This is a genomic window from Phytopseudomonas punonensis (genome assembly GCF_900142655.1).
Lineage (GTDB): Bacteria > Pseudomonadota > Gammaproteobacteria > Pseudomonadales > Pseudomonadaceae > Aquipseudomonas > Aquipseudomonas punonensis.
In genome coordinates this window covers 301,963-326,637 of sequence record NZ_FRBQ01000001.1, presented here as the reverse complement: position 1 = coordinate 326,637, position 24,675 = coordinate 301,963, and the positions used below count along the sequence as shown (strand labels likewise).

The 24,675-nt window shown below is 63.4% G+C and carries 24 protein-coding genes and 1 pseudogene; 16 read left to right on the top strand and 9 right to left on the bottom strand.

Annotated elements, in window-relative coordinates:
* Nucleotides 1–90 precede the first annotated feature (90 nt).
* The 3 genes from BUC40_RS01480 (at nucleotide 91) to BUC40_RS01470 (ending at nucleotide 2,762) form a co-directional block, all read left to right on the top strand.
* On the top strand, nucleotides 91–717 hold the full coding sequence (locus BUC40_RS01480; protein WP_073261917.1) for a glutathione S-transferase family protein: 627 nt from the start codon (nucleotides 91–93) through the stop codon (nucleotides 715–717).
* Nucleotides 718–719: 2 nt separating this feature from the next.
* On the top strand, nucleotides 720–1,670 hold the full coding sequence (locus BUC40_RS01475) for a Nudix family hydrolase (RefSeq protein WP_073261915.1): 951 nt from the start codon (nucleotides 720–722) through the stop codon (nucleotides 1,668–1,670).
* 207 nt (nucleotides 1,671–1,877) lie between these two features.
* Nucleotides 1,878–2,762, top strand: coding sequence for a pseudouridine synthase (locus tag BUC40_RS01470; protein WP_073261913.1), 885 nt, complete (start codon nucleotides 1,878–1,880; stop codon nucleotides 2,760–2,762).
* On the opposite strand, the gene BUC40_RS01465 is transcribed toward BUC40_RS01470, so the two are convergent.
* The 4 genes and pseudogenes from BUC40_RS01465 to BUC40_RS01450 all read right to left on the bottom strand — a co-directional run.
* Nucleotides 2,752–3,327 carry a cob(I)yrinic acid a,c-diamide adenosyltransferase gene (locus tag BUC40_RS01465; RefSeq protein WP_073261911.1) on the bottom strand — a complete coding sequence of 192 codons (576 nt, stop codon included), beginning with the start codon at nucleotides 3,325–3,327 and terminating at the stop codon, nucleotides 2,752–2,754. The genes BUC40_RS01470 and BUC40_RS01465 overlap by 11 nt on opposite strands.
* A 16-nt stretch (nucleotides 3,328–3,343) precedes the next feature.
* Nucleotides 3,344–5,347: a sensor histidine kinase gene (locus BUC40_RS01460; RefSeq protein ID WP_073261909.1), complete on the bottom strand. Its 2,004-nt coding sequence runs from the start codon at nucleotides 5,345–5,347 to the stop codon at nucleotides 3,344–3,346.
* Nucleotides 5,348–5,393: 46 nt separating this feature from the next.
* Nucleotides 5,394–6,305, bottom strand: coding sequence for a putative 2-dehydropantoate 2-reductase (locus BUC40_RS01455; protein ID WP_073261907.1), 912 nt, complete (start codon nucleotides 6,303–6,305; stop codon nucleotides 5,394–5,396).
* Nucleotides 6,302–7,270 (bottom strand): annotated as a pseudogene (locus tag BUC40_RS01450) (GGDEF domain-containing response regulator); the annotation flags it as partial. The gene BUC40_RS01455 and the pseudogene BUC40_RS01450, both read right to left, overlap by 4 nt.
* Before the next feature lie 261 nt (nucleotides 7,271–7,531).
* Here BUC40_RS01450 and BUC40_RS01445 point away from each other — a divergent pair.
* Together BUC40_RS01445 and BUC40_RS01440 are read left to right on the top strand one after the other, a co-directional pair.
* Entirely contained in the window at nucleotides 7,532–8,011 is a 480-nt protein-coding gene (locus BUC40_RS01445) for a YajQ family cyclic di-GMP-binding protein (RefSeq protein ID WP_073261903.1), read from the top strand.
* A gap of 112 nt (nucleotides 8,012–8,123) precedes the next feature.
* On the top strand, nucleotides 8,124–8,960 hold the full coding sequence (locus BUC40_RS01440) for a mechanosensitive ion channel family protein (RefSeq protein WP_073261901.1): 837 nt from the start codon (nucleotides 8,124–8,126) through the stop codon (nucleotides 8,958–8,960).
* 63 nt (nucleotides 8,961–9,023) lie between these two features.
* Here BUC40_RS01440 and BUC40_RS01435 read toward each other — a convergent pair whose 3' ends face one another.
* Both BUC40_RS01435 and BUC40_RS01430 read right to left on the bottom strand, forming a co-directional pair.
* Nucleotides 9,024–10,565 carry an AmpG family muropeptide MFS transporter gene (locus BUC40_RS01435; RefSeq protein WP_073261899.1) on the bottom strand — a complete coding sequence of 514 codons (1,542 nt, stop codon included), beginning with the start codon at nucleotides 10,563–10,565 and terminating at the stop codon, nucleotides 9,024–9,026.
* 64 nt (nucleotides 10,566–10,629) lie between these two features.
* Nucleotides 10,630–11,034 carry an MGMT family protein gene (locus tag BUC40_RS01430; RefSeq protein ID WP_073261897.1) on the bottom strand — a complete coding sequence of 135 codons (405 nt, stop codon included), beginning with the start codon at nucleotides 11,032–11,034 and terminating at the stop codon, nucleotides 10,630–10,632.
* A 133-nt stretch (nucleotides 11,035–11,167) separates the two neighbouring features.
* On the opposite strand from BUC40_RS01430, the gene BUC40_RS01425 reads away from it, so the two are divergent.
* Nucleotides 11,168–12,172, top strand: a complete 1,005-nt coding sequence (locus tag BUC40_RS01425; RefSeq protein ID WP_073261895.1) for a DUF481 domain-containing protein — start codon at nucleotides 11,168–11,170, stop codon at nucleotides 12,170–12,172.
* A 263-nt stretch (nucleotides 12,173–12,435) separates the two neighbouring features.
* On the opposite strand, the gene BUC40_RS01420 is transcribed toward BUC40_RS01425, so the two are convergent.
* On the bottom strand, nucleotides 12,436–13,194 hold the full coding sequence (locus BUC40_RS01420) for an SDR family oxidoreductase (RefSeq protein ID WP_073261893.1): 759 nt from the start codon (nucleotides 13,192–13,194) through the stop codon (nucleotides 12,436–12,438).
* 311 nt (nucleotides 13,195–13,505) lie between these two features.
* Between BUC40_RS01420 and BUC40_RS01415 the strand changes: the two genes are divergently transcribed.
* The 6 genes from BUC40_RS01415 to BUC40_RS01390 all read left to right on the top strand — a co-directional run bounded on the left by BUC40_RS01415 (nucleotide 13,506) and on the right by BUC40_RS01390 (nucleotide 18,312).
* The gene (locus BUC40_RS01415; RefSeq protein ID WP_073261891.1) at nucleotides 13,506–13,964 is read left to right on the top strand and encodes an FxsA family protein; all 459 of its coding nucleotides are present in this window, start codon (nucleotides 13,506–13,508) and stop codon (nucleotides 13,962–13,964) included.
* 268 nt (nucleotides 13,965–14,232) lie between these two features.
* Entirely contained in the window at nucleotides 14,233–14,526 is a 294-nt protein-coding gene (locus BUC40_RS01410; protein WP_010486228.1) for a co-chaperone GroES, read from the top strand.
* 48 nt (nucleotides 14,527–14,574) lie between these two features.
* Nucleotides 14,575–16,215, top strand: coding sequence for a chaperonin GroEL (groL, locus tag BUC40_RS01405; protein ID WP_073261889.1), 1,641 nt, complete (start codon nucleotides 14,575–14,577; stop codon nucleotides 16,213–16,215).
* Nucleotides 16,216–16,457: 242 nt separating this feature from the next.
* Nucleotides 16,458–16,676, top strand: coding sequence for a hypothetical protein (locus BUC40_RS01400; protein ID WP_073261887.1), 219 nt, complete (start codon nucleotides 16,458–16,460; stop codon nucleotides 16,674–16,676).
* A 114-nt stretch (nucleotides 16,677–16,790) separates the two neighbouring features.
* Nucleotides 16,791–17,621: an isocitrate lyase/PEP mutase family protein gene (locus BUC40_RS01395; RefSeq protein WP_073261885.1), complete on the top strand. Its 831-nt coding sequence runs from the start codon at nucleotides 16,791–16,793 to the stop codon at nucleotides 17,619–17,621.
* Nucleotide 17,622: 1 nt separating this feature from the next.
* On the top strand, nucleotides 17,623–18,312 hold the full coding sequence (locus BUC40_RS01390) for an extensin-like domain-containing protein (protein WP_073261883.1): 690 nt from the start codon (nucleotides 17,623–17,625) through the stop codon (nucleotides 18,310–18,312).
* 1 nt (nucleotide 18,313) lies between these two features.
* Here the strand turns inward: BUC40_RS01390 and BUC40_RS01385 are convergent, their stop codons facing one another.
* On the bottom strand, nucleotides 18,314–18,727 hold the full coding sequence (locus tag BUC40_RS01385) for a hypothetical protein (protein WP_073261881.1): 414 nt from the start codon (nucleotides 18,725–18,727) through the stop codon (nucleotides 18,314–18,316).
* Between the two features lie 110 nt (nucleotides 18,728–18,837).
* Between BUC40_RS01385 and BUC40_RS01380 the strand changes: the two genes are divergently transcribed.
* The 4 genes from BUC40_RS01380 to BUC40_RS01365 all read left to right on the top strand — a co-directional run bounded on the left by BUC40_RS01380 (nucleotide 18,838) and on the right by BUC40_RS01365 (nucleotide 23,645).
* Nucleotides 18,838–19,617: a class I SAM-dependent methyltransferase gene (locus BUC40_RS01380; RefSeq protein ID WP_073261879.1), complete on the top strand. Its 780-nt coding sequence runs from the start codon at nucleotides 18,838–18,840 to the stop codon at nucleotides 19,615–19,617.
* A 340-nt stretch (nucleotides 19,618–19,957) separates the two neighbouring features.
* Nucleotides 19,958–20,467, top strand: coding sequence for a (2Fe-2S)-binding protein (locus tag BUC40_RS01375; protein ID WP_073261877.1), 510 nt, complete (start codon nucleotides 19,958–19,960; stop codon nucleotides 20,465–20,467).
* Nucleotides 20,464–21,453 (top strand): FAD binding domain-containing protein, encoded by a 990-nt coding sequence (locus BUC40_RS01370; protein WP_073261875.1) that lies wholly within the window; start codon nucleotides 20,464–20,466, stop codon nucleotides 21,451–21,453. Before BUC40_RS01375 ends, BUC40_RS01370 begins: the two co-directional genes overlap by 4 nt.
* Nucleotides 21,450–23,645, top strand: coding sequence for a xanthine dehydrogenase family protein molybdopterin-binding subunit (locus BUC40_RS01365; protein WP_073261873.1), 2,196 nt, complete (start codon nucleotides 21,450–21,452; stop codon nucleotides 23,643–23,645). Before BUC40_RS01370 ends, BUC40_RS01365 begins: the two co-directional genes overlap by 4 nt.
* On the opposite strand, the gene BUC40_RS01360 is transcribed toward BUC40_RS01365, so the two are convergent.
* Nucleotides 23,623–24,588, bottom strand: coding sequence for a DMT family transporter (locus BUC40_RS01360; protein WP_073261871.1), 966 nt, complete (start codon nucleotides 24,586–24,588; stop codon nucleotides 23,623–23,625). The two genes, BUC40_RS01365 and BUC40_RS01360, sit on opposite strands and share 23 nt — an antisense overlap.
* Nucleotides 24,589–24,675: the final 87 nt, after the last annotated feature.

Here is a 24,675-nt window from a genome sequence, read left to right as displayed (position 1 = left end):
CGCGCATGGCCCCATGAGCGAGCGGAATTTGCCCTGCCGGCAGCCAACGGTGAAGCTGTCGCTCTGTTCTTCTGACTGCTGGAGAAATAGATGTCGCTCGAATTGGTGGTAGGCAATAAGAATTACTCGTCGTGGTCGCTGCGCGGCTGGCTGTTGGTCGAGCTCACTGGTACGGCTTATCAGGAAACTCTGGTGCCGCTGTTTCGTCCTGACACCCATGCGCGGCTGCTGGAGCATTCGCCAACGGCCAAGGTGCCAGTTCTCAAGACCGAGGATGCCGGTGCGATCTGGGATTCCCTGGCGATTGCCGAATACCTGGCCGAGCGATTCCCCGAAGCGGCCCTGTGGCCGCGTGACGTAGCAGCACGTGCCATGGCACGTTCCGTCTGTGCGGAAATGCACAGCGGCTTCGGTGCATTGCGCAGCCATATGCCGATGGATATGCAGCGCAATTCGCCGCTGGCCAGCGTGGCCGATGAGGTCAAAAGTGATATCCAGCGTATCGTCGCCATCTGGACGGGCTGCCGTGAGCGCTTTGGTCAGAGCGGCCCTTATCTGTTCGGTCAGGTGAGCATCGCCGACGCCTATTTCGCCCCGGTCGCCAGCCGCCTGCGCAGCTACGGCGTGCAACTTCCGGCAGAGGCTGCGGCCTACGTGGAGACCATTTTTCAGTGGCCGGCGTTTCAGCGCTGGTTGCAAGCAGCCTTGAAGGAGTAAACGTGAAACGCGTGCATGTAGCGGCAGCGGTAATACGCGGTGAAGACGGCCGAATCCTGATTGCTAAGCGCCCTGATGACAAACATCAGGGCGGGCTCTGGGAGTTTCCGGGAGGCAAGGTCGAGGAGGGCGAGGCCGTACAAGCCGCGCTGTCACGCGAGTTGCACGAGGAACTGGGGATCACCGTCGCTGCTGCACGGCCGCTGATTCAGGTGCGCCACGATTACACTGACAAGCACGTGCTGCTGGATGTCTGGGAAGTCAGCCGTTTCACTGGCGAGCCCCACGGCGCCGAAGGCCAGCCGTTGGCCTGGGTCAGCGCGCGGCAGTTGGGCGAGTACGAGTTCCCCCTGGCCAACCGGCCAATCGTCGCGGCAGCACGGCTGCCCGAACATTATCTGATCACCCCTGAAGGGCTGGACGGCCCGGAACTGCTGGCCGGTGTGCGTGCCGCTGTCGCGGGTGGCATCCGCCTTATCCAGCTGCGGGCGCCGGCGATGTTCGATGCCCAATACCGTGATCTGGCGGTGGATATTCAGGGACTGTGCGCCGGCAAGGCGCAGTTGATGCTCAAGGGCCCGCTGGAGTGGCTCGGTGACTTTCCTGCCGCTGGCTGGCACCTGACCGCCGAGCAGCTGCGCAAGTACGCGAGCAAAGGTCGCCCGTTGCCAGCGGATCGCTGGCTGGCCGCCTCCTGCCACAGCGCCGAAGAGTTGGATCTGGCCACCCAGATCGGCGCCGATTTCGTCACCCTGTCACCGCTGCAGGCCACCGAGAGTCACCCGGAGGCTCGGCCACTAGGCTGGGAGCTGGCGAGCGAACTGCTTCAGGGCTTCAATCAGCCCTGCTATCTGCTCGGCGGTATTGGCCCGCAGCATTATGAGCAAGCCTGGCAGATCGGCGCGCAAGGCGTAGCCGGTATTCGCGCGTTCTGGCCGCAGCACCAAAGCTGAGGCGCGGCGGCTTGCATGGCCGGGCCACCTATGTGAATACAGCTAAATGATGTGGCTGCAGGCCGTTTATTTCCTTCGTCTTCCGAAAATGTGAGCACGCTCGGCGTTGTTGCTCAGCGCTCAGCCAAGCGGCACCGGGCCCGCTGGTAACGCTGTCGGTCTGCCTTTACCTGATTGCGCCCTGACCAACGCGCCTGGAGTTTCCCCATGTCACCGTCCGACCACACGACCATGCGCCCCAGCACTCTGCATTTGCCCCAGGGCAGCTGGAGCACCGTGCTCGACTGCCTGTGCGCACATTTTTCGGCGATTTCTCGGGACACCTGGCTGGAGCGCATGGCCCGCGGGCGGGTGCAGGATGCGCAGGGCGTGCCGATTGGTGCGGAGCACCCTTATCGGGTTGGCCTGCGCGTGCATTACTTTCGCGAGGTGGCGGCCGAGCCGCAGATTCCCTTCGAGGAGACGATCGTGCATGTCGACGAGCATCTGCTGGTCGCCGACAAACCGCATTTCCTGTCGGTGATGCCGGCAGGTGTCTATGTCGAGCAAACCTTGCTGGCGCGGCTGGTCAACCGCACTGGTAATGCCGATTTGGTGCCGCTACACCGTATCGACCGACACACCGCCGGGCTCGTGCTTTTTTCCACAAATCCGCAGACGCGCGGCCGTTACCAGGCGATGTTTCGCGAACGAGCCATCGACAAACGCTACGAGGCGTTGGCCGCTCCGTTGCCGCATCTGCAATTTCCCGTCGTGCGCAATACGCGCTTCGAGGCGGGGGAGCCGTTCTTTCGCATGCGCGAGGCACCGGGCGTGGCCAACACCTGCACACGCATCGAGGTGATCGAGAAACGCGCCGAGTACTGGTTGTATGGGCTCGAACCGGTTACCGGCAAGAAGCACCAGTTGCGGGTGCACATGGCGGCGCTGGGCGCGGCGATTCTCAACGATCCGTTCTATCCCGAGGTGAGCTGCGCCGAGGGCGAGCCGGATGACTACAGCAAGGCGCTGAAGCTGCTGGCACGCGGGCTGCAGTTCAGCGATCCGCTGACTGGCGAACTCAGGTGTTTCGAAAGCCGCCTCAACCTTTGACGGCTGCCTGCCAGAGCACTTCATCGATGCCCTGGCGCCTGGCGATCAACCGCGCGGCGACGAACAGCAAGTCGGACATCCGATTGATATAGGCCAGCAGCTCGCCACGCAGCGGCTCGATGGCATGCAACTGGCCGCAGCGGCGCTCGGCGGTGCGGGCGCTGCTGCGGCACAGGTGGGCTTGGGCGATCAGCCGCGAGCCACCGGGCAGGATGAAGTTGGTAAGCGGGCCGACTTCTTCATTCCAACGGTCGATTGCCGCTTCCAGGCGTTCGATCTCGACCGCCTGCAGCGCTTGGTAATCCGGCATGGCCAGCTCGCCACCCAGATCGAAAAGACGGTGCTGACACGGCGATAACACCTCGACTAGCTCTATGAGCCCAGGGCAGACGGCCTGTTGCTCGATCAAGTCGGCGAGCAGCAGACCAAGCTGGCTATTGAGCGTATCCACTTCACCGATGGCTTCGATGCGCGGGTGATCCTTGGCGACCCGGCGGCCATCGGCCAGCCCGGTTTGCCCGGCATCGCCGGTGCGCGTGTAGATTTTCGAGAGTCGGTAGCCCATGGGGTCTCCGTGGTAATCAGTTGGCCACGCCCAGCGGCAGGCGCAGGGTGAAACAGGTGCCCTGGCCGATGCGCGAGTGCACCTCCATCTGGCCCTTGTGGTTGTTGGTGACGATGAAATACGACACGGAAAGCCCCAGGCCGGTGCCCTGGCCGACTTCCTTGGTGGTGAAAAATGGCTCGAAGATACGCTTGCGTACCGCTTCGGGAATGCCCACGCCGTTGTCCTCGACCTGTATCTCAGCCCACGGTGGCGCCAGGCGCGTACGCAAGATCAGCTTGCCGGGCACGCTGTCATCTTCACGCAGGTGGATGGCCTGGGCGGCGTTCTTCAGCAGGTTAAGCAGCACCTGTTCGAGTTCGTTGGCGATGCCGGGGATTGGCCCCAGCTGCGGGTCGAATTCGCGCTGGATCAGCAGGCTCTTGAAGTCGAAGCTTTCGGTCAGGTCAAAGTCGTTGCTGGCGATTTCCACTGCCTGGTCGATCAGTGCGGGTAACTGGCAGGGCGCCAGCTGACGGTTGCTCAGGCGGCTGAAACTGAGCATGTGGGTGACGATTTTCGAGGCTCGCGTGCCGGCCTGCTGGATGCCGTCGAGCAGCATGGGAATTTCCCGGGCTGTCAGGTAATGATTGATGGCTGGCAGGCTGACGCCGGCTACCTCGGCATGCTCCTGGTTGCGCGGCAGTTCCGGCGACAGTCGTCGGCGGATGTTCTGCACGTTGTGCAGGATGGCGCCCAGCGGGTTGTTGATCTCGTGGGCCATGCCAGCTGCTAGGCCGCCGACCGATAGCATCTTCTCCGATTGCACCATGACCTCTTCGAGGTTCAGGCGCTGGGTGATGTCGTCGATGCGGATCACCACGCCACGGCCGATGCTGCCGATCAGCGGGTAGAAAGTCAGGGCGTAATGGTGAGGCTCGTCATCGCGAATCCAGGTCACGCGCTCGATCTTTTCGACCCGATGCTGCTCGGCGGTGCGCTTGAGTTTGGACAAGTACGGCTTGAGCAGCGGGAAGGCGAGGAACACCGGTTGGTTCACCGCTTCGTCGATGGAGGTACCGGATAGCGCGCTGGCCTCCTGATTCCACTGCGCCACGTAGAGCTGCTCGTCGAGGGCGATCAGCGCCGAGGGCATGGAGTCGATGATGCTGTTGAGGTAGTTCTGAAAGCCGGTGAGCTTCTTCTCGATCTTGCTGCGCACCTGCACTTCGAGCTCCAGCTTGCGGTTCGACAGGCGGGTTTCTTCGGCTAGGCCGCGGGCCTGGTTGTAGGCTTCCTCGGAGTCGTCACGGGCGCGCTTGAGCTGCTGTTCGCGGGCCTCGATACGCTCAAGCATGGTGTTGAAGGCTTCGGCGAGGCTGCCGATTTCATCGCGGTTGCCACGTCGTGCGCGCAGCGAGTAGTTCTCTTCGCGGGTGACCTGGCGGGTGAGTTCTTCCAGGCGTTTGATCGGACTGGTGACCAGGCGGCGTATCTGCCGCGCCACCAGCAGCCAGAGCACCAGGCTGAAGCCCAGAATCACCAGGCTGGCGGTCACGGTGCCGGTGTAGAAGGCGCCTGGCAGCTCGCTGGAGGCAACCAGCAGCAGGTGGCCGGGCGGGGCATCGGGGCGTGGCAGCTCGACCAGCTGGTGGGCACGAAATTCGCCGATGCGCCAGTTGTCCAGCGCGCCGACCTGGTCTGGCAGGTCGAGTTTTTCTCCGCGCTGCAGTTGCGCCATGCTGTTGCCGTTGGCGTCGTAGATCACCGCGGCGCGTAGCGGACCATAACCTTCCAGGCGCTTGAGCACTTCATGGGCGGCTTCGGGCGAGCTCAGCGCTTCGCGGCTCAGAACCGGGGTGGCAATCAGTCGGCCGAGGGTCTGCAATGCTTGGGGCGCAACGCTTTCCTGGGAGATCCAATAGGCCGCGCTGATGAAGGTCATGTTGGCGACCACCAGCACGGCAGCCAGCAGGACCAGCAGGGCAGCGAGCAGCTTTCGGCCTACGGGCAGGTTCTTCAGGCGATGGCGCAGGCGCATTGGACTTTGTCGTGGTGGCAGGTGAGGGCGCAGGTTAGCGCGTGACTCAGTAGCGCGGCAATCCGTGGGCGTCCAGATGCTCGAGCAGGCGCTGGTAAACACTCTGCAGCGCCGGCAGTTGCAGGCCGCTGCGCTCGGCGGCGGTGCGCGCGTAACCAAGCAGGTAGCTGATTTCGGTACGCCGACCGCTGGCTACATCCTGGTACATGGACGAGTAATTGGCCGCTGTGGCTTCGATCACTCGCCATACATCGCCGTGCAGCTGCTCAGCTGCCTGCGCGTAGCCACAACTGATCAGCAACTGGACGAGCTCTGCGCAGAGCGCATCGACTTCTTCGTGATGTGGCATCAGCCCGCCGTTGCGACAGCCGTAGAGCACGGTCAGAGGATTGATGGCGCAATTGAGTGCGAGCTTGTGCCACAGCCGCGCGAGGATGTCCGGGCTCCAGGTGTACGGGATCTGGCCGCGCTCCAGGTCGCTCAGCCAGGCCGGCGGCGTGTTGTCGGCCGGGTCGCCTAGCCAGGTGTGGCCCTGACCGGCGAAGACCACTTGCCAGTCGCCATCGCGAAACGCCCCTTCGGTCGTGGAGGCCACCAGGCAGCGCTTGCCAGGCAGCAAGGCAGATACTTCCTCCTGGCTGCCAAGGCCGTTCTGCAGCAGGACTACCTCGGCACCTGGCGCCATGCGATGAGCCACGGCCGCGACGGCCTCGGCTGCGTCATAGGCCTTGCAGGCAAGCAGCAGGCGGGTGATGGGCGTTTGGTCGGAAAGGTCAGCCGCGGCGATAGGGTAAACGCTGGTCTGGCCCTGCTCGATCAGCGTCAGGCCACTCACTTGGCGGTACGAGGCCAGGCGCTGCGGGTCACGCAGAATCAGCTGTACTGGCACGCCGGCACGAAACAAGCGGGTTGCCCACAGGCTGCCCAGGCTGCCTGCGCCGAGTACGTGCCAGCTCATGGGCGTGGCAGGCGCACTGCGGTTACACGGCCGCTGGCGTGGGCTTCGGGCAGCAGGCGGGCGGCCAGATCGAACAGTTGCTGCTGCTCCATCGGCATGGCCTTGCTATCCAGCCCGACTACGGCAATGCCGGCCTTGAGGCTGATGAAACCTTCGCTGGTCTTGAACGCCTTGAGATTGAGACCCTCATGCAGACGCTTGAAGCTGCTTGGCGAACATTCCTGCAGGTCTTCGAGCAGGGTGATCAGCGCAAAATGACGATCATCCAGGCTGACCAGTACGTCCAGTGGGCGCACCAGTTGCTGCAGTCGCCGCGCCACACTGCGCAGCAGCTCGTTGGCGAAGGTTACGCCATGCCGCTCGACCAGTTCGTCGACGCCCTGCAGGCCGATCATCAGGTAGCACAGTGCGCCACCACGCGATTCCACCTGGCGCAGGCTGTCCGCCATTTTCTGATTCAGGTAGCGGGTGTTGCCCAGGCCGGTGAGCGGGTCGACCAGGTTGCGTTCTTCCAGGCTGGCGATGTTTTGCACCAACAGCGCGTTTTCTTGCAGGAGGCGCTGCAGGGTGCTGCACAGGCGCTCGGCGGCGAATATGCGCGGCAGCAGCTGTTCGTTCATCGCCGATTTGCTGATGAAGTCATCGACACCACGGTCGAAGGCTTCATTGAGTACGTTCTCGCCTTCCTTGCCGGTCAGCAGAATGATGTAGGTGTAATGCTCGGCCGCTTCGTCGAGCTGGCGCACCTGCCCGGTCAGCTCAAGGCCGTCCATTTCGGGCATCAGCCAGTCTGCCAGCAGCACGCTGGCCGGACGTTGCTCGAGGTTGCTGATGGCTTCGGCTGCGCTGCTGGCGAAGCGTACATCCTGATAGCCAGCCTGACTCAGCGCACGACCGATGATGGCGCTGGAAAACTTGGCATCGTCCACCACCAGGATGCTGAGATGGGGGTTGGGCATTAATGGCACTCGCTGGCAGGAAAACGTGTCGAGGGGAGGGGAGTAACCAATACAACGCCGAACGGTCTGTATCAGAGCGGATATAATGATCGCGCCAATTTTATCGTCAAGCCATACGCGCGATTTGCGCAGAACTTATTCACGATCTTGATACCTGGCGCCCAGCCCGACGCAGCTTTTTTACTGCAGTGGTGGCTGAAGGTAGCTGGTAGCGAAATGTTGCGGATAACGCCTCTGCCCTGTTGCGCCTTTATCTGGAGCAATTTCATGCCCTCGTTCGACGTGGTGTCGGAGCTGGACAAACACGAACTCACCAATGCCCTGGACAACGCAGCCAAGGAGCTGGAGCGGCGCTTCGATCTGCGCGGCAAATGCAGCCTTGAGGTCAAGGACAAGGCCGTCACGCTGACTGCCGAGGCCGACTTCATGCTTGAGCAGATGCTCGAGATCATTCGCAGCTGCCTGATCAAACGCAAGATCGACGGCCAGTGCATGGAAACCAAGGATGCCTATGCATCCGGCAAGGTGGTCAAGCAGGAGGTCGAATTCCGCGAAGGCATCGACAAGGAGCTGGCGAAGAAGATCGTCGCCCATATCAAGGACGCCAAGCTCAAGGTGCAGGCCGCCATTCAGGGCGAGCAGGTCCGTGTGACTGGCAAGAAGCGTGACGATCTGCAGGAATGCATCGCCTCGCTGCGCGGCAAGGATTTCGGCATGCCCCTGCAGTACAACAACTTCCGCGACTGATAGACCGGGGTTTATTGAACCCCGGCGAAGCGGCGACGTCGCAGCTTGTGACCCGTGCAAACGCCATGGCCTGCCATGGCGTTTTCGTTTGAATTGCTAGAAGGAACGCCCGATGGATATGAGCATCGACCAGTTGGTCGTCATGTCGCAGGCCTGGATCCCGGTGTTGCTGCAGTACAGCGGCAAGCTGACCCTGGCCATCTTCACCCTGCTGATCGGCTGGTGGCTGATCAGCAAGCTGACAGCCAAGGTCAGTGCGTTGATGGACGGCCGCAAGGTCGACCGAGCGCTGAGCAGCTTCATCGGCAGCCTGGCGAGCATCGTGCTCAAGGTGCTGCTGATCATCAGCGTGGCCTCGATGATCGGTGTGGAAACCACCTCGTTTATCGCCGTGATCGGCGCTGCAGGTCTGGCCATCGGCCTGGCGCTGCAGGGCAGCCTGGCGAACTTCGCCGGTGGCGTACTGATCATGCTGTTCCGCCCGTTCAAGGCCGGTGATTTCATCGAGGCCCAGGGTGTATCCGGGTCGGTGGATTACATCCAGATCTTCCACACCGTGCTGCGCACCGGCGACAACAAGGTGGTGATCGTGCCCAACGGCACGCTGTCCAACGGCATCATCACCAACCACTCGCGGCAGAACACCCGTCAGGTGCTGTACGACGTGAAGCTCGACTACGACGCCGATCTGGCCAAGGCTCGCGAAGTGCTGCTGGAGCTGTCCAAGGACGCCCGCGTGCATCAGGAGCCAGCGCCAGTGGTGGTGGTCTCCAGCCTGGGCGAAACCTCGATCAACCTGTCGCTGCGCATGTGGACGGCGGCTGGCGACTACTGGCCGGTGATCTTCATGCTCAACGAAAGCGTGCGTGATCGCCTGCGTGCCGAAGGCGTGGAGCTGGCCCAGCCACCGCGCATGATGCAGGTGGTGCAGCAGGGCAAGGCTGGCTGATCCAGGCCCGCCCCGCAGAAACGAAAAAGCCGACTCGCGTCGGCTTTTTCATGGGCGTGAATATCAGGCGTCCGGCTTCTGCTCGGTAGGCAGCGCGCTGGCCCGGTTACCCTGGCGATGCCACTGCAAGAGGATCAGCAGCAGGGTAGGAACGCCCATCAGCGCGGTGATCAGGAAGAAGTCACCGTAGCCGAACTTCTCCACCAACACCCCGGAATAACCGCCGATCAGGCGCGGCAGCAGCAACATGATCGAGCTGAGCAGTGCGTACTGGGTGGCCGAGAATTTCAAGTTGGTAAGGCTCGACAGGTAGGCGACGAACGCCGCCGTTGCCAGGCCGGAGCTGAAATTGTCGGCCGAGATAGTGAAGATCAGCATCTGCAGGTTGGTGCCCATATCCGCCAGCATCATGAACAGCAGATTGGTCGCCGCCGAGGCCGCGCCGCCGATGAACAGAATCGGCATGATGCCGAAGCGCACGATCAGCAGGCCGCCGGCGCCGGCGCCCACTAGCGTCATGATCAGCCCGAACAGCTTGCTGACGCTGGCGATCTGGTCCTTGGTGAAGCCCTGGTCGATGTAGAACACGTTGGCCATCACGCCCATCACCGTGTCGGACATGCGATAGGTGGCGATCAGCCCGAGCAGCAAAAGGGCCTGCCAGCGGTAGCGCAGGATGAAGTCGTTGACCGGGGTGAGCACCGGCGCCAGACCGCGGCGTCCCATGGACGACAGGCACAAGGTGGTGAGGATGGTGTAGAGGATGGCGCGCAGGAAGGCGCGATCTTCGAGCAGCAGATCCAGCAGGGTCGACTCGCCCGTGACCAGGCTGGGGAAGTCGGTGTTGTAGAGTTGGGTGAACATCGCCGGTACCGACACCAGCAGCACGATCAATACCAGCACCGAGGCGATCTGATGGCTGAAACCGTACTTGGCGGCGGCCAGCTGAGTCTTCAGGGAAACGTTCGGCTCCTTCATCCATAGGCTGGTCAACAAGCCCGGCAGCATCAGCAACGCGAACAGCAGGTAGGTGCCAGCCCAGGCCGCGTGCTGATAGAGCAGGGTGGTAGAGCCCAGGCCTTCGGCGACATAAAGCGCGCCTGCGGTGGCCAGCAGCGCGGCGACCCGGTAACCGGCCATGTAGGCGGCGGCCAGCGCGGCCTGGCGAGTGTCGTCGACGATCTCCAGGCGGTAGGCATCGACGGCGATGTCCTGGGTGGCTGAGGCGAACGCTACCAGCACGGCGAGGGCGATCAGCCAGGTCAGGTGGGTGTGCGGGTCACACAGCGCCATACCAGCCAGGCCGATGGCAATGAGAATTTGCGACAGCACCAGCCAGGAGCGCCGCCTGCCAAGCTTGCCGAGTAGCGGCAGGCGCCATTGGTCGAGCAGCGGCGACCATACCCATTTGAATGCATAGGCCAGGCCGATAAGGCTGGCGAAACCGATGGTTTCCCGCGCCACGCCGGCCTCGCGCAGCCACACCGAGAGGGTCGAGAACACCAACATATAGGGCAGGCCGGCGGCGAACCCAAGCACCAGAAGAACCAGTGTCGAGGGGCTGGAATAGGCGGCGATCGCGTCGCGCCAGCTTTTACGATGCATTGAAAGGGGTCGGCCTGGAGGGAGTAAGCATGAACAAGTGGCGCACTCTAGGGGCTGTTGACGTTTAAGTGCAAGCCGGTTGCGTGTGGGGCGCCGAGTCTAGGTGCTCGTGCTCCAGAGGCCGCCAGCCGTGGCGTCGGATATCCACCCGACCATTGTGGGATAGCACCCCTTCGACGCGCAATCGGGTGCGTTGTTCAACGCCGCTTGGCGAGTCGGCTGTCAGGCTCAGCCGGCCACCAGCGGCCACCACCCGGTGCCAGGGCAAGCTGGTGCCATCAGGCAACTGGCTCAGCGTGCGGCCCACCCAGCGCGCGGCACGCCCCAGGCCTGCCAGCGCAGCCAGTTCGCCATAGGTGACCACTTTGCCGGGCGGCACCTGGGCGAGAGCCAGGTACAAGGCATCTCGGCGCGCTTGCTGGTCACCGCTGTTCAGAGAGGCGCTGTCACTGGGCTGTCTTGCGGGCATGGCACGCTCCTGGCGTCTAATAAACGACGGCCCGCGATGAACTCGTGATAATTCCGTCGGTCATTTCTTGCTCAATTATCGGGTATGCGGATAATGCCCGATTTCCCGCGAACCGGAGCAGTAGCATCCGCCTATGTTTACTCGTACCTTGTTGTGCCTGGGCCTGAGCGTAGCGGCAACACCGCTGATGGCCGATACCGTCTGGATGAAGAACGGCGACCGTTTGACCGGAACCATCAGGGTTTTCGACGGCGGCAAGCTGATGCTGGAGACCGAGTACGGTGGCTCCATCCCTCTGGACTGGAAAAAAGTCGCCACGCTGGAAAGCGACCGTGAGTTGTTGGTCAAGGAAAACAACACCACCGGCGAGCGCGCCAAGTCGTTGAAGGCCGCCGACAGCGGTAAGGTGACACTCGCCAACGGCGATGCACCGAAGACCGTCGAGCTGGCCAGCATCAAACAGATCATGAAGCCCAAGCCCATCGTCGAAGACTTCCTGTGGAAGGGCAACGTCGACGTGGCCATGGACTACAAGCGCGCTGAGCGCGACACCGATGACTACGACGTCGATCTCAAAACCCAGGCGCGCCATGGTAAGTGGCGTCACAACGCCGAAGTCGACTACAACCGCGAACTCAAGGACGACGTGGTCAGCACCGACAACTGGAGCACCGAGTACGCGCTCGACCGCTTTCTCGATGAGAAATGGTTCTGGCAGGGGCGTTTGGAATACAAACGCGACAAGATCGAGGACCTGGCGCGCCAGCGCACTATCGGTACCGGTCCTGGTTACCAGTTCTGGGATGACGAGCTGGGTGCCTTCTCGTTGGCGGGCCTGGTCAACCGCTCGGACTATGAGTTCGCCAATGGCGAGAAGCAAAACTTCTACGCCATCAGTATGAAGTGGGATTACAACCGTTATCTGGTTGGCAAGACCATCGAGCTGTTCAGCAATGGCGAGATTGGCAAACCGCTGGCTGGCGCTGCCGATTACTCTCTGGATGCCGAAGTGGGCCTGCGCTACAAGGTCACCGACTGGGCCTCGCTGAACATGAAGGCCTCCAAGGATCAGGTCAGTGGCTCGGAAGGCGACAAGGACGAAACCCGCTACACCCTCGGTTTCGGTGTGGGCTGGTAATTCGCTTTGCTGCACTGCTGAAAAAGCCCCGCCTGAGTCAGGCAGTGTGAAAACTACTGCACTCGGCCATGCTGCGTTAAAAACCGGCTCAAAATGCTCATTTACACCACGTAAACTGCGCTTTTTCGCCGGTTTTTGCCTTGCCTGACCTTCGCTCGCTACGTTTTCACACAGCCTGCTGAGTGCGGCTTTTTTTCGCCTGCTATTTATCTGGCGATCGCCGTGCGTGATGCCGAATCACGCGCGGGAGCTCAGGGAAGCTGTTACAGGCGAACGCCGCCGTCGAGCTCTAGGATGCGCCCGGTGAAGTACTCGTTCTCCAGCAGAAAGGCAATGGCGTGCGCGATTTCCTCTGGTTTGCCGAGACGCTTGAGCGGAATCACCTCGGCCATGCGCTGCAGCGCCTCGGGCTTCATGCTGGCGACCATCTCGGTCTCGATGAACCCCGGTGCCACACCGGCCACACGGATGCCGTAACGCGCCAGCTCGCGGGCCCAGACCACGGTGTCGGCAGCGACTGCCGCCTTGGCGGCCGAGTAGTTGGCCTGGCCGACATTGCCGGCCCGCGACACCGAGGAAATATTGATGATTGCACCGGTGTTCTGCAGCTCGATCATCTTCGCCGCTACCTCGCGGGTGCACAGGAACACGCCGGTCAGGTTGACGTCGATCACCGACTGCCACTGCGCCAGGCTCATCTTGCTCATCTCGCCGTCCTTGACCTTGATGGTCAGGCCGTCGCGCAGGATGCCGGCGTTGTTGACCAGGCCGTTGATCGAGCCGAAGTCCTCGGCGATCTGCGCGATGGTCTGGGTGACCTGCTCCTCACTGGCCACGTTGCACAGGTAGGTGCGCGCCTGCACGCCCAGTGCCCGGCAGGCCGCGGCGGTGTCATCGAGCTTTTCCTGATTCAGATCGACCAGCGCCAGGCGCACCCGGCGCTGGGCAAGGTACTCGGCCATGGCACGGCCCAGGCCCTGGCCGCCGCCGGTGATGATGATGACTTTGTCTTCGAGTTGCATGCCAATTCCCTTGTTTGAGAGTCGAACGGGGCATACCGGTGATTGCCGCACCACAGCGCTTGGCGCATGCTCAGGCCGGTCGATTGCCATGACGTACAGGCAGCAGCATAGAGTGCGACATGGGCCTGGCACCAGCGGTACACAGGTTAGCCTCAACATCCTGTAACAGCGTCGCCGCCCTGCGACGGGCCTTGTATCGCCTGGCGTTGAACGCGGCAGTCACGGGCGAAGTCCAAGCTTCAGCTTGAATTAAGCGCAACACCCCATATTTCTCTCCTACTGGAAGGTGTTCTTCCGTCAAGGAAACCGCGATGCGCATTTTCATGTTGTTGTTCCTGCTGTTCCCGATCCTCGAGCTGGCCGTGCTCATTTCGGTGGGCAGCGCCATCGGCGTGCTGCCGACCATTGCCCTGGTGATCGCCACCTCGATCTTCGGCGGCCTGATGCTGCGCATTGCCGGTATCACCACGGCCTGGCGTGCCCGCGAGCGTCTGGCCCGCGGCGAAATGCCGGATCAGGAAGTGCTGCAGGGGCTGATGATGGCCGTCGGCGGCGGCCTGCTGCTGCTGCCGGGCTTCATCAGTGACGCCATCGGCATCCTCTGCCTGCTGCCGTTTACCCGCCGTTGGCTGGTCGAGCGCGTGCGCCAGCGCGCCGCCGAGCAGGCCGCGCGACAACGTGCCTTTGCCGATGACCTGGCGGCCCGCAATGGCCAGCCCGGTGCGCACAAGCCGAACGTGCTGGAAGGTGAGTACGAACGCCGCGAGTAATCGCTTGAGCTGTCGCCTACAGCCCCGGTCAGAGCCATCTGCCCGGGGCTGTGCATTTTCAGGCGGGCCGATTTGCTGAGTCGCGGTATTAAAAAATTTACCGCCTCGCCCTTGAATTGCTGTTCATCGACCTTATGTAGCGGTCACCGCAAGGTTTTTCAGCGTTTGTGCGCTGAAACAAATTTCGGCGTTACGTGTACTGCGCAACGCCATGATCCTGCCGGTGAAAGCACCGGTTGATGTCAACAACTATTGGGAGAGATCGACAATGAAGCTTCGTCCTTTGCATGACCGCGTCGTGATCCGTCGCAGCGAAGAAGAAACCAAGACCGCTGGCGGTATCGTGCTGCCGGGCTCGGCTGCCGAGAAGCCGAATCAGGGCGAAATCGTTGCCGTTGGTACTGGCCGTGTTCTGGATAACGGTGAAGTCCGTGCCCTGGCCGTCAAGGTCGGTGACAAAGTGGTGTTCGGCCCGTACTCGGGCAGCAACACCGTCAAGGTCGATGGCGAAGACCTGCTGGTGATGGGCGAGAGCGAAATCCTCGCCGTCGTCGAAGCCTGATCGCCCGCGAATTTCCGTTTAATCGTCAAGAATTGAGGATCAATTTCCATGGCTGCTAAAGAAGTTAAATTCGGCGACTCCGCCCGCAAGAAAATGCTCGCCGGTGTGAACGTCCTGGCTGACGCTGTTAAAGCTACCCTCGGCCCGAAAGGTCGCAACGTGGTTCTGGAGCGTAGCTTCGGTGCTCCGACCATCACCAAGGACGGCGTTTCCGTCGCCAAAGAAATCGAGCTGAAAGATCGCTTCGAGAACATGGGCGCTCAGCTGGTCAAGGACGTTGCGTCCAAGGCCAACGATGCTGCCGGTGACGGCACCACCACCGCTACCGTTCTGGCTCAGGCCATCGTCAACGAAGGCCTCAAGGCCGTCGCTGCCGGCATGAACCCGATGGACCTGAAGCGTGGTATCGACAAAGCCACCATCGCCATCGTCAAAGAGCTGAAGAACCTGTCCAAGCCTTGCGCTGACACCAAGGCAATCGCTCAGGTCGGCACCATTTCCGCCAACTCCGACAACTCCATCGGCGACATCATTGCCGAAGCCATGGAAAAAGTCGGTAAAGAAGGCGTGATCACCGTTGAAGAAGGCTCGGGCCTGGAAAACGAACTGTCCGTCGTCGAAGGCATGCAGTTCGACCGTGGCTACCTGTCCCCGTACTTCATCAACAAGCCGGACACCATGGTTGCCGAGCTGGACAGCCCGCTGATCCTGCTGGTCGACAAGAAAATCTCCAACATCCGCGAACTGCTGCCGGTGCTGGAAGCTGTTGCCAAAGCTGGCCGTCCGCTGCTGATCGTTGCCGAAGATGTCGAAGGCGAAGCGCTGGCTACCCTGGTAGTCAACAACATGCGCGGTATCGTCAAGGTCGCTGCCGTCAAGGCACCGGGCTTCGGTGATCGTCGTAAGGCCATGCTGCAGGACATCGCCGTGCTGACTGGCGGTACCGTGATCTCCGAAGAGATCGGCCTGAGCCTGGAAAGCGCCACTCTGGAGCACCTGGGTCAAGCCAAGCGCGTTGTCCTGAACAAGGAAAACACCACCGTCATCGACGGCGCTGGCCAGCAAGCCGACATCGAGTCGCGCGTTGCACAGATCCGCAAGCAGGTCGAAGACACTTCGTCTGACTACGACAAAGAGAAGTTGCAAGAGCGTCTGGCCAAACTGGCTGGCGGTGTTGCTGTGATCAAGGTCGGTGCCGGTACCGAAGTTGAGATGAAAGAGAAGAAAGCCCGCGTTGAAGACGCCCTGCACGCTACCCGCGCAGCCGTCGAAGAAGGCGTGGTACCTGGCGGCGGCGTTGCCCTGGTGCGCGCTCTGCAGGCGATCTCCGAGCTCAAGGGCGACAACGAAGACCAGAACGTCGGTATCGCTCTGCTGCGCCGCGCTGTTGAAGCGCCGCTGCGTCAGATCGTTGCCAACGCCGGCGACGAGCCGAGCGTAGTGGTCGACAAGGTCAAGCAGGGTTCGGGTAACTACGGCTACAACGCTGCAAGTGGCGTCTACGGCGACATGATCGAGATGGGTATTCTCGACCCCGCCAAAGTCACCCGTTCGGCGCTGCAAGCTGCAGCTTCCATCGGTAGCCTGATGATCACCACCGAGGCGATGATCGCTGAAGTGCCTGACGACAAAGGCGCTCCGGCCATGCCTGACATGGGCGGCATGGGTGGCATGGGCGGCATGATGTAAGCCACCCGGCACCTGAGCAGTACCAAGACCCCGCGCCCTGGCGCGGGGTTTTTTATTGCCGCGGGTAATGGCCGCAATGTACGCCGGGGCCTCTGGGCGGCGGGCTTCAGGCGAACAGCGCAGGCAGCGTGACAGCGGTCGGCGCAAAGGGTTTTGACCGTTCGTCTTGTTGCAATCTGTTTCGAGCAATCCTGATCTAGTGTTAGCGGACGCATTGGCCGCACTATCAAGAGGTTGCGATCATGAGCTTAGGCTTGGTCAGAGGTTTGTTTTTCGTTGCGGCGCTGAGCGTCTCGGCGCTGGCGGCGGCTTCCTGGTACGAGCCGGGTCCTGGGGTCATCAGTAGCAACGGCCGCAGCTATTGCCTGAGCCCTGCGCTCAAACCGCTGACGCCCGCCTCGGTGCAGGCCAACCAGAACCTGTTGCTGCTGGTAATGGGCCTGTCCCAGGGCATGCGCTGACCGGCTCGCGTTAAAACCTCATCAGCCCCTGGCGTAATGCCGGAACAGTGAATTTCTACCGCCGCTGCGAACTCCGATACCCTGAGCGAACATTCGACGCAGGGGAGGCAGCAGATGTCCATTTACCGTGAGCGTGGCGAACGCCTTCGATCCTTACACCAACAGGCCGAATTGCTGGTGCTGCCCAACCCCTGGGATGCCGGGTCGGCGAAGATGCTCGCGGCGCTCGGTTTCCATGCCCTGGCCACCACCAGCGCCGGGCTGGCCTTTTCGCTGGGCCGGCGCGATGCCGAAGGTGCGGTAAGCCGCGACGAGGCGCTGGCCAATGCCCGGGCAATCGTCGAAGCGACGGCGCTGCCGGTGGTCGCCGATCTGGAAAATGGCTACGGCGATACACCCGAGGATTGCGCCGCGACCGTACGGCTGGCGGCGCAGGTTGGCCTGGTCGGCGGCTCCATCGAAGATGCCACCGGCCACGCGGACGCGCCTATCTATCCCTTCGAACTCGCGGTAGCGCGCATTCGCGCCTCGGTAGCGGCCGCTCGGGCGCTGGACATACCCTTCACCCTGACCGCCCGTGCGGAAAACTTCCTGCATGGCCGCGCCGACCTGGACGACACCATTCGCCGCCTGGTCGCCTATGCCGAGGCGGGCGCGGACGTACTCTACGCGCCAGGATTGACCACCCGTGAGCAGATCCTGGCGGTGGTCGAAGCCGTGGCGCCCAAGCCGGTCAACGTGCTGGTCGGCTCGCCGAGCCTGGCGCTGTCGCTGGACGAGTTGGCACAGCTGGGCGTCAAGCGCGTGAGCCTGGGTTCCAACCTGGCGCGCGTCGCCTATGGCGCCTTCCTGCAGGCGGCCACCGGGTTGGCCGAGCGCGGCGACCTGAGCGGCGCTAGGCAGGCGCTGCCGTTCGATACCATCAACGATCTGTTCAAGGGCTAGCGTGCGGCAGTTCCTGATCGCGCTGTTGATCTTCGTGGTGGTCGGCGGCCCGCTGGCGCTGTATCGCCAGTGGATCGACGTGCCGCCGCGCTGGAACCCCTGGGCACCCCTCGACCTGCGCGATACGCCCAACTGGCTGACTGCCTACAAGCTGCGCCGTTTGCAGGGCGACGCCGAGTTATGCCGCACGGTGCTCGATACCTCGGCGCTGCGTTACGTCGCACTGCCCGACAGCACGCCGGCCGCCGATTGCCCGCTGAGCAATACGGTGAGGGTGCAGGGCAGCGACGTGCGCCTGAGCAGCAGCTTTATCGCCACCTGCCCGGTGGCCGCGGCCTTCGCCCTGTTCGAACGCCATGGATTGCAGCCGGCGGCCGAGCAACGCTTTGGTCACCGTGTGGTACAGGTCGATCATGTCGGCAGCTTCGCCTGCCGCACCATCGCCGGCAGTCAGCGGCGCAGCCAGCATGCCTCGGCCAATGCCCTCGATATCGTCGGCTTTCGCCTGGCCGATGGCCAGCGGATCAGCGTGCTGCGCGACTGGCCGGGCGAGGATGACAAGTCGCTGTTTCTGCGGCAGGTAAAAGAGGCGGCCTGTTCCAGCTTCAACACCACACTGGGGCCGGATTACAACGCGGCGCACCGCGATCACTTTCACCTGGATATGGGCGGCTTTCGTATGTGCCGCTGAGTCAGCCCTGCAAACGTTGTTGCAAGGTCAGGCGGCCCATCAGCAGCTCCCAAGGCGCCAGCGACTCCTGCAGCAACGGGTTGCTCGCCGCGTTCTCGGCTGCACCGCGGGGCGCCAGCAGTTGCTGCTGCAAGGCCAGCTCTTCAAGGGGCAGGGCGGTATCGATGTCGTTCAGCGAGCAGACGAACTGGCGCTGCATCATCACATCTTCCAGGGTGCGCATGCCGTGCATGGGCGCTTCGTCTGCAGGCGTGGTCGGGGCCGGCGCCGGGGGGGCTGCCAGGGCACTTTCCATGTCGCGCAATACACTGCGCAGAATCTGGTCGTACAGCGCCGTGCCGGCGCTCGACGGCGTGCCGGCTTTCTGGGCGGCGACCCGGGTGTCACCGGGAATATGGGAGATGACCTCGAACATCGGACGGCGGGCTCTGGCAAACTATCGCTTGCTTGGGTATCGGCTGCCGCCGGCCCGAGTTGAGCCACCGGCCGATCAAATCTTGCCGCCCAAGCGATGGACTATCTGCAATGAGTGAAATACAGCCCGACACGCGCATCCGCATGGAGGCTCTGACGCCGTACCTGGACGGGAGTGCGCAGCAGTGGGCGCAGCGCCTTGGCCTACCTCTCGAGGGAGAGGCCGGGTACGCGTTGCAACTGGGTGATGCCGGTCTGCAACTGGTCGAGCTGGGCCCCCAGGCGCCAGGGCCGGTGCGGGTTGATTTCGTCGAGGGCGCAGTCGCACACCGTCGCCAGTTCGGCGGCGGTGCCGGGCAGATGATCGCCAAGGCCGTCGGCATCGCCCAGGGCATTCGCCCGCGGGTGCTGGACGCCACCGCCGGGCTGGGCCGCGATGCTTTCGTGTTGGCCAGCCTGGGTTGTCAGGTGGATCTGATCGAGCGTCAGCCGTTGATCGGTGCGCTGCTCGAAGACGGGCTGCAGCGGGCGACGGCGGATGCCGAGGTGGCGAGTATCGTTGCGCGTATGCGCCTGCTGCAGGGCAACGCCATCGAGCTGATGAGTGCTTGGCAGGACGGGGCGCCGCAAGTGATCTACCTCGACCCGATGTTTCCTCACCGCGACAAGAGCGCCCTGGTGAAGAAAGAGATGCGCCTGTTCCGGCCCTTCGTCGGCGACGACCTGGATGCCCCGGCGTTGCTCCAGGCCGCTCTGCGGCTTGCCAGCCACCGTGTGGTGGTCAAGCGCCCGCGCAAGGCCCCGATCATCGAGGGCGCCAAACCGGGCTATGCGCTGGAGGGCAAGTCCAGCCGCTACGATATCTACCCGCTGAAGAAGCTCACGCCTTAGCGCCTGTTCACGATCGTTCGGCTCAATTTCAGCGCTTTGGCTGCAAAGTGGCGAAAGCGGCCGGTCGCCCCCGTTAGGGTGGCTGGTGATTATCTGTGGGAGCGGGCCATGCCCGCGAAAAATCACGGGCGTGGACTGGGCGCCCCCGCCCGTTCCCACAGGTAAAGCAACAATGCCCGCTTTTGCCTTGTAGCAGTCTCCTTAATGTCGCCTAAAAGATCGTGAACAGGTTCTTAAACGAACCGCTCTACGGTCGCGATCCAACCTGAACGTTTTTAGCGGGCCTCACCTCAGATTTTGAACGGATGCACGAGACATCCACGCGAACCGAGGTAGCCCCATGAGCGAGACCATCACAGCCGGCGCCGAGCGCCGGACGATTTCCCTGTCGTTGAACGGCAGCCCTACCCAGGTCGAGGTGTACCCGTGGATCACGGCCCTCGATCTGCTTCGTGAACAGCTCGACCTGGTCGGCACCAAGAAAGGCTGCGACCACGGCCAGTGCGGCGCCTGCACGGTGCTGGTGGACGGGCAGCGGGTCAACGCCTGCCTGACCCTGGCAGTGATGCTCGACGGCCGCGAGCTGACCACCATCGAAGGCCTGGCCACGGGCGATGAGCTGCATCCCATGCAGCGCGCCTTCGTCAAACACGACGCCTTTCAATGCGGCTATTGCACGCCCGGGCAGATCTGCTCGGCGGTCGGTCTGGCCAATGAAGGGCGGGTCGGCGACACCGCCGATATCCGCGAGCGCATGAGCGGCAACCTGTGCCGTTGCGGCGCCTACAGCAACATCCTGGCGGCCATCGAAGAAGCACTGCCCGAAAGCGAACAGGCGGTGCGCCCATGACGCCCTTCGCCTACAGCAAGCCTGCGGCCATTGATGAAGCGGTGCGCCTGGCCGGGCCGGACAGCCATTTCATCGCCGGCGGCACCAACCTGGTCGACCTGATGAAGGAAAACCTGGTGCGCCCCAAGCGGCTTATCGACATCAACGCGTTGCCGCTGCGTGACGTGACCGCCACCGCCGACGGCGGCCTGCGTATCGGCGCCCTGGTCGGCAACGCCGAGCTGGCCTGGCACCCGGAGATCGAGCGGCGTTATCCGCTGCTGGCCCAGGCGCTGCTCTCCGGCGCCTCGCCCCAGGTACGCAACATGGCGAGCGCCGGCGGCAACCTGCTGCAGCGCACCCGCTGCCACTATTTCTATGACGCTCAGGTACCGTGCAACAAGCGCGAACCTGGCAGCGGCTGCCCGGCCCGCGAAGGGCTGAACCGCAACCATGCGCTGTTCGGCGCCAGCGAGCACTGCGTGGCGGTGCACCCATCGGACTTCTGTGTGGCCCTGGCCGCCCTGGATGCCCAGGTGGTGATTACCGGCCCGCAGGGTGAGCGCCGCGTGCCGATGAGCGACTTCCATCGTTTGCCTGGCGATACCCCGCAGCGCGACACCGTGCTGGAGGCAGGCGAATTGATCCTCGCCATCGAGCTGCCGGCCGCAGGCTTCGCCGGGCATCACGCCTACCTCAAACTGCGTGATCGCGCTTCGTTCGCCTTCGCCCTGGTGTCGGTAGCCGCGGCACTCGAGCTGGACGAGGGCGGGCAGATCCGCCAGGCGCGTATCGCCCTGGGCGGCGTCGCTCACAAGCCATGGCGCCGAGCGGACGTGGAGGCCAGTCTGGTCGGCCAGCCCGCCACGCCCGAGCACTTCGCGGCGGCCGCCGAGCTGCTGCTCAAGGATGCCCAACCGCTGGCTCACAATGCCTTCAAGGTCGAACTGGCGCGCCGCGCCGTGGTTCGGGCCCTGACCACTGCCGCACAAGGAGCCCGCCCATGAATGCGCGAACCCTCGGCCAACCGCTGGACCGCGTCGACGGCCCACTGAAAGTCAGCGGCCAGGCGCGTTATGCCGCCGAACATCCGGCCGATGACCTGCTGCATGGCAGCGTGATCTGCAGCGTGATCGCCCGTGGCCGTATCACCGCTATCGACGCCTCGGCGGCGCTGGCGCTGCCCGGTGTCAAACTGGTGCTCAGTCACCTGAATCGTCCGCCCATGGCCCAGGACGACGAGAGCTACGAAGACGACGATGCTGCCGACGGCTCGCCATTTCGCCCGCTGTTCAACGAGCGTATCCGCTACAGCGGCCAGCCGGTGGCCCTGGTGGTCGCCGATACCCTGGAGCTGGCCCGTCACGCCGGCTCGCTGGTGCGCATCAGCTATGAGCAGCAGCCCCATGCTACCGATCTGCGTGAAGCCCTGAGCGAGGCGCATGCCGCGCCCGCCGAACTGCCCACGCCGCGTGGCGACGCCGATGGGGTGATCGCCGGTGCACCAGTGCGCCTGGAGCTGGAATACGAGTTGCCCAGCGAATATCACCACCCAATGGAGCCCCACGCCTCGACGGTGATCTATCAGGCCGATGGCAGCCTGCTGGTGCACGACAAGACCCAGGGCCCGCAGAACAGCCAGCGTTACCTGGCCGATGTGCTCAAGCTCGAACCGGATCGCGTGCGCGTCAAGTCATCCTTCGTGGGGGGCGCCTTCGGTTCCGGCTTGCGCCCGCAGTACCAGCTGCCCCTGGCTGCCATGGCCGCACTGAAGTTACAGCAGTCGGTGCGCGTGACCCTGACCCGCCAGCAGATGTTCACCTTCGGCTATCGACCGCGGGCGGTGCAGCACCTGCAACTCGGTGCCGATGAAAATGGCAAGTTGCGGGGCCTGGTGCACGAGGTGATCGCCCAGACCTCGCGCTTCGAAGACTTCACCGAGCACGTCGCTGAATGGTCGGGAATGCTCTACCACTGCGATCACGTGCGCCTGGCCTACCGGCTGGCGCCGCTGGATGTCTACACGCCGCTGGATATGCGCGCGCCGGGCGCTGCCACCGGCGTTTATGCGTTGGAGTCGGCAATGGACGAACTGGCCTGGGCAGCAGGGGTAGACCCGGTGCAACTGCGCCTGACCAACTACGCCGAAACCAACCAGAACGAAGGCAAACCCTATTCCAGCAAGGAGCTGCGCGCCTGCTACCAGCAGGGTGCCGATGCCTTCGGTTGGAGCAAGCGCAGCCCGCAGCCGCGCAGCATGCGCGAGGGCGACCAGTTGATCGGCTACGGCATGGCCACTGGCGTGTGGGAAGCCATGCAGATGCCGGCCAGTGCCCGTGCCAGCTTCACCGCCGATGGCCGTCTGGTCGTCGCCAGCGCCACCTGTGACATCGGCCCGGGTACCGCCACGGTGATGACCCAGATCGCCGCCGACGTGCTGGGGATGGAACCGTCCCAGGTGGAGTTTCGCCTCGGCGACTCCAGCCTGCCCAAGGCGCCACTGCAGGGCGGCTCGTTCACCGTGTCGTCGGTGGGCAGTGCGGTACGCGAGGCCTGCATGGCCCTGGCCGACAAACTCTGCGAGGCGGCGCGGCAGTGGCCGGAAGCGCCGTTCAGCGATGGTGCGGCGCTGCGTTTCAGCGCTGGCCGCGTGCAGCAGGGCGAGGATGCCAGTCGTGCGGTCGAGCTGAGCGCGCTACTCGCTCGCCACGGCAGCCTGGAGGTCGAGGTGCAGGCGCAGCCTGGCAAGCAGCGCGAGCGCTACGCCAGTGCCAGCCACTCGGCGGTGTTCGTCGAGGTGCAGGTGGACGAGGCGCTGGGCACGGTAAGGGTTACCCGGGTGGTCAGCGCCATCGCCGCGGGCCGGGTGATCAACCCGAAAACCGCACGCAGCCAGATTCTCGGTGGCGTGGTGTGGGGTATCGGCATGGCCTTGCACGAGGAGGCGATGATCGACCATGACCTGGGGCGCTGCATGAACCACAACCTGGCTGACTACCACCTGCCGGTGCAGGCCGATATCGGCGATATCGAGGTGATCTTCGTCGAGGAGAACGACAGCATCATCAACCTGCTGGGCTCCAAGGGCGTGGGCGAGATCGGTATCGTCGGGGTTGCCGCGGCGGTCGCCAATGCGGTCTACCACGCTACCGGCAAGCGCATTCGCCAGTTGCCGATCACCCTCGACAAGCTGCTTTGACGGTTGTCGATGACGGGTTCGCCGAGGCGCGCCCGTCATCGTTCTGTCTCGGTTCGTTGCGTATCACCAGCCAGATTCCCAACCCCGAAATGACCGTGCCCAGGCCCATCAGCCAGGACAGCGGCTCGCCGAACATCGCCCAGGCCCACACCAGGGTCAGCGCCGGGCTCAGGTACAGCACGCTGGCTACCCGGGTCGGCGTCGAGCGCTTCAGGCACAGCCAGTACAGGCCGTAGCCGCCCATGGTGGAGATGCTCGTCCACAGCACGCTCAACGCGAAGCCGCCCGAAGGCACCGGCATCAGGCTGCTATCCATCGCGGCCAGCAGCGCGAAGGGTACGCAGCAGATGCAGCACTGCAGCCACAGATTGCCGAGCAGGTCGAGCGAGGCCGTGGCCTTGGTGCGTTTCTGCCACAGGGTGGCGATCGCCAGCGAAAACATGCCCAGCAGCGGCAAACCGTAGACCCACAATGGCGCATCGCCCCAGGCCAGCGCGTCCGAGGTGACCAGCACCACGCCGGTCAGGCCGATGAGCAAACCCAGCCAGGTGCGCCAGCCCAGGCGCTGCTGGAACACCAGCACACCCAGCAAGGCAACGCCGATGGGCAGCAGGTCGGCCAGCAGGGCGGCGAGGCCTGCCGGTACGCCCAAGGCGATGCCCTGAACCACACCAGCGAGGTAGCCGCCCATCGCCAGCAAACCGATGCCAGCGTGGCGCAGCAGGGTGGCCGGTGAGGTGTGGCGCAGGCGCGGCAACGCCCAGGGCGCCAGCAGCAGCACGAACAGCAGGCTGCGCCAGAACACCACCAGCATCGCCGGCGCGTGCTCGATGGTGAAGCGCGCGCCGATAAAGCCTGAGCTCCAGATCACCACCAGTGCCGCTTCGAGCAGCAGCAAGGGAATCGCGATGGGCCACAGGCGGGCAGTCTGTTGAGCGGACATGGCGGTAAACCGGATTAAGGGTGTAGGTCCAGCCTACGAAGGTGGAGTAGTCTAATAAATCAAAATGTATTGAATCAGTGGTTCGGA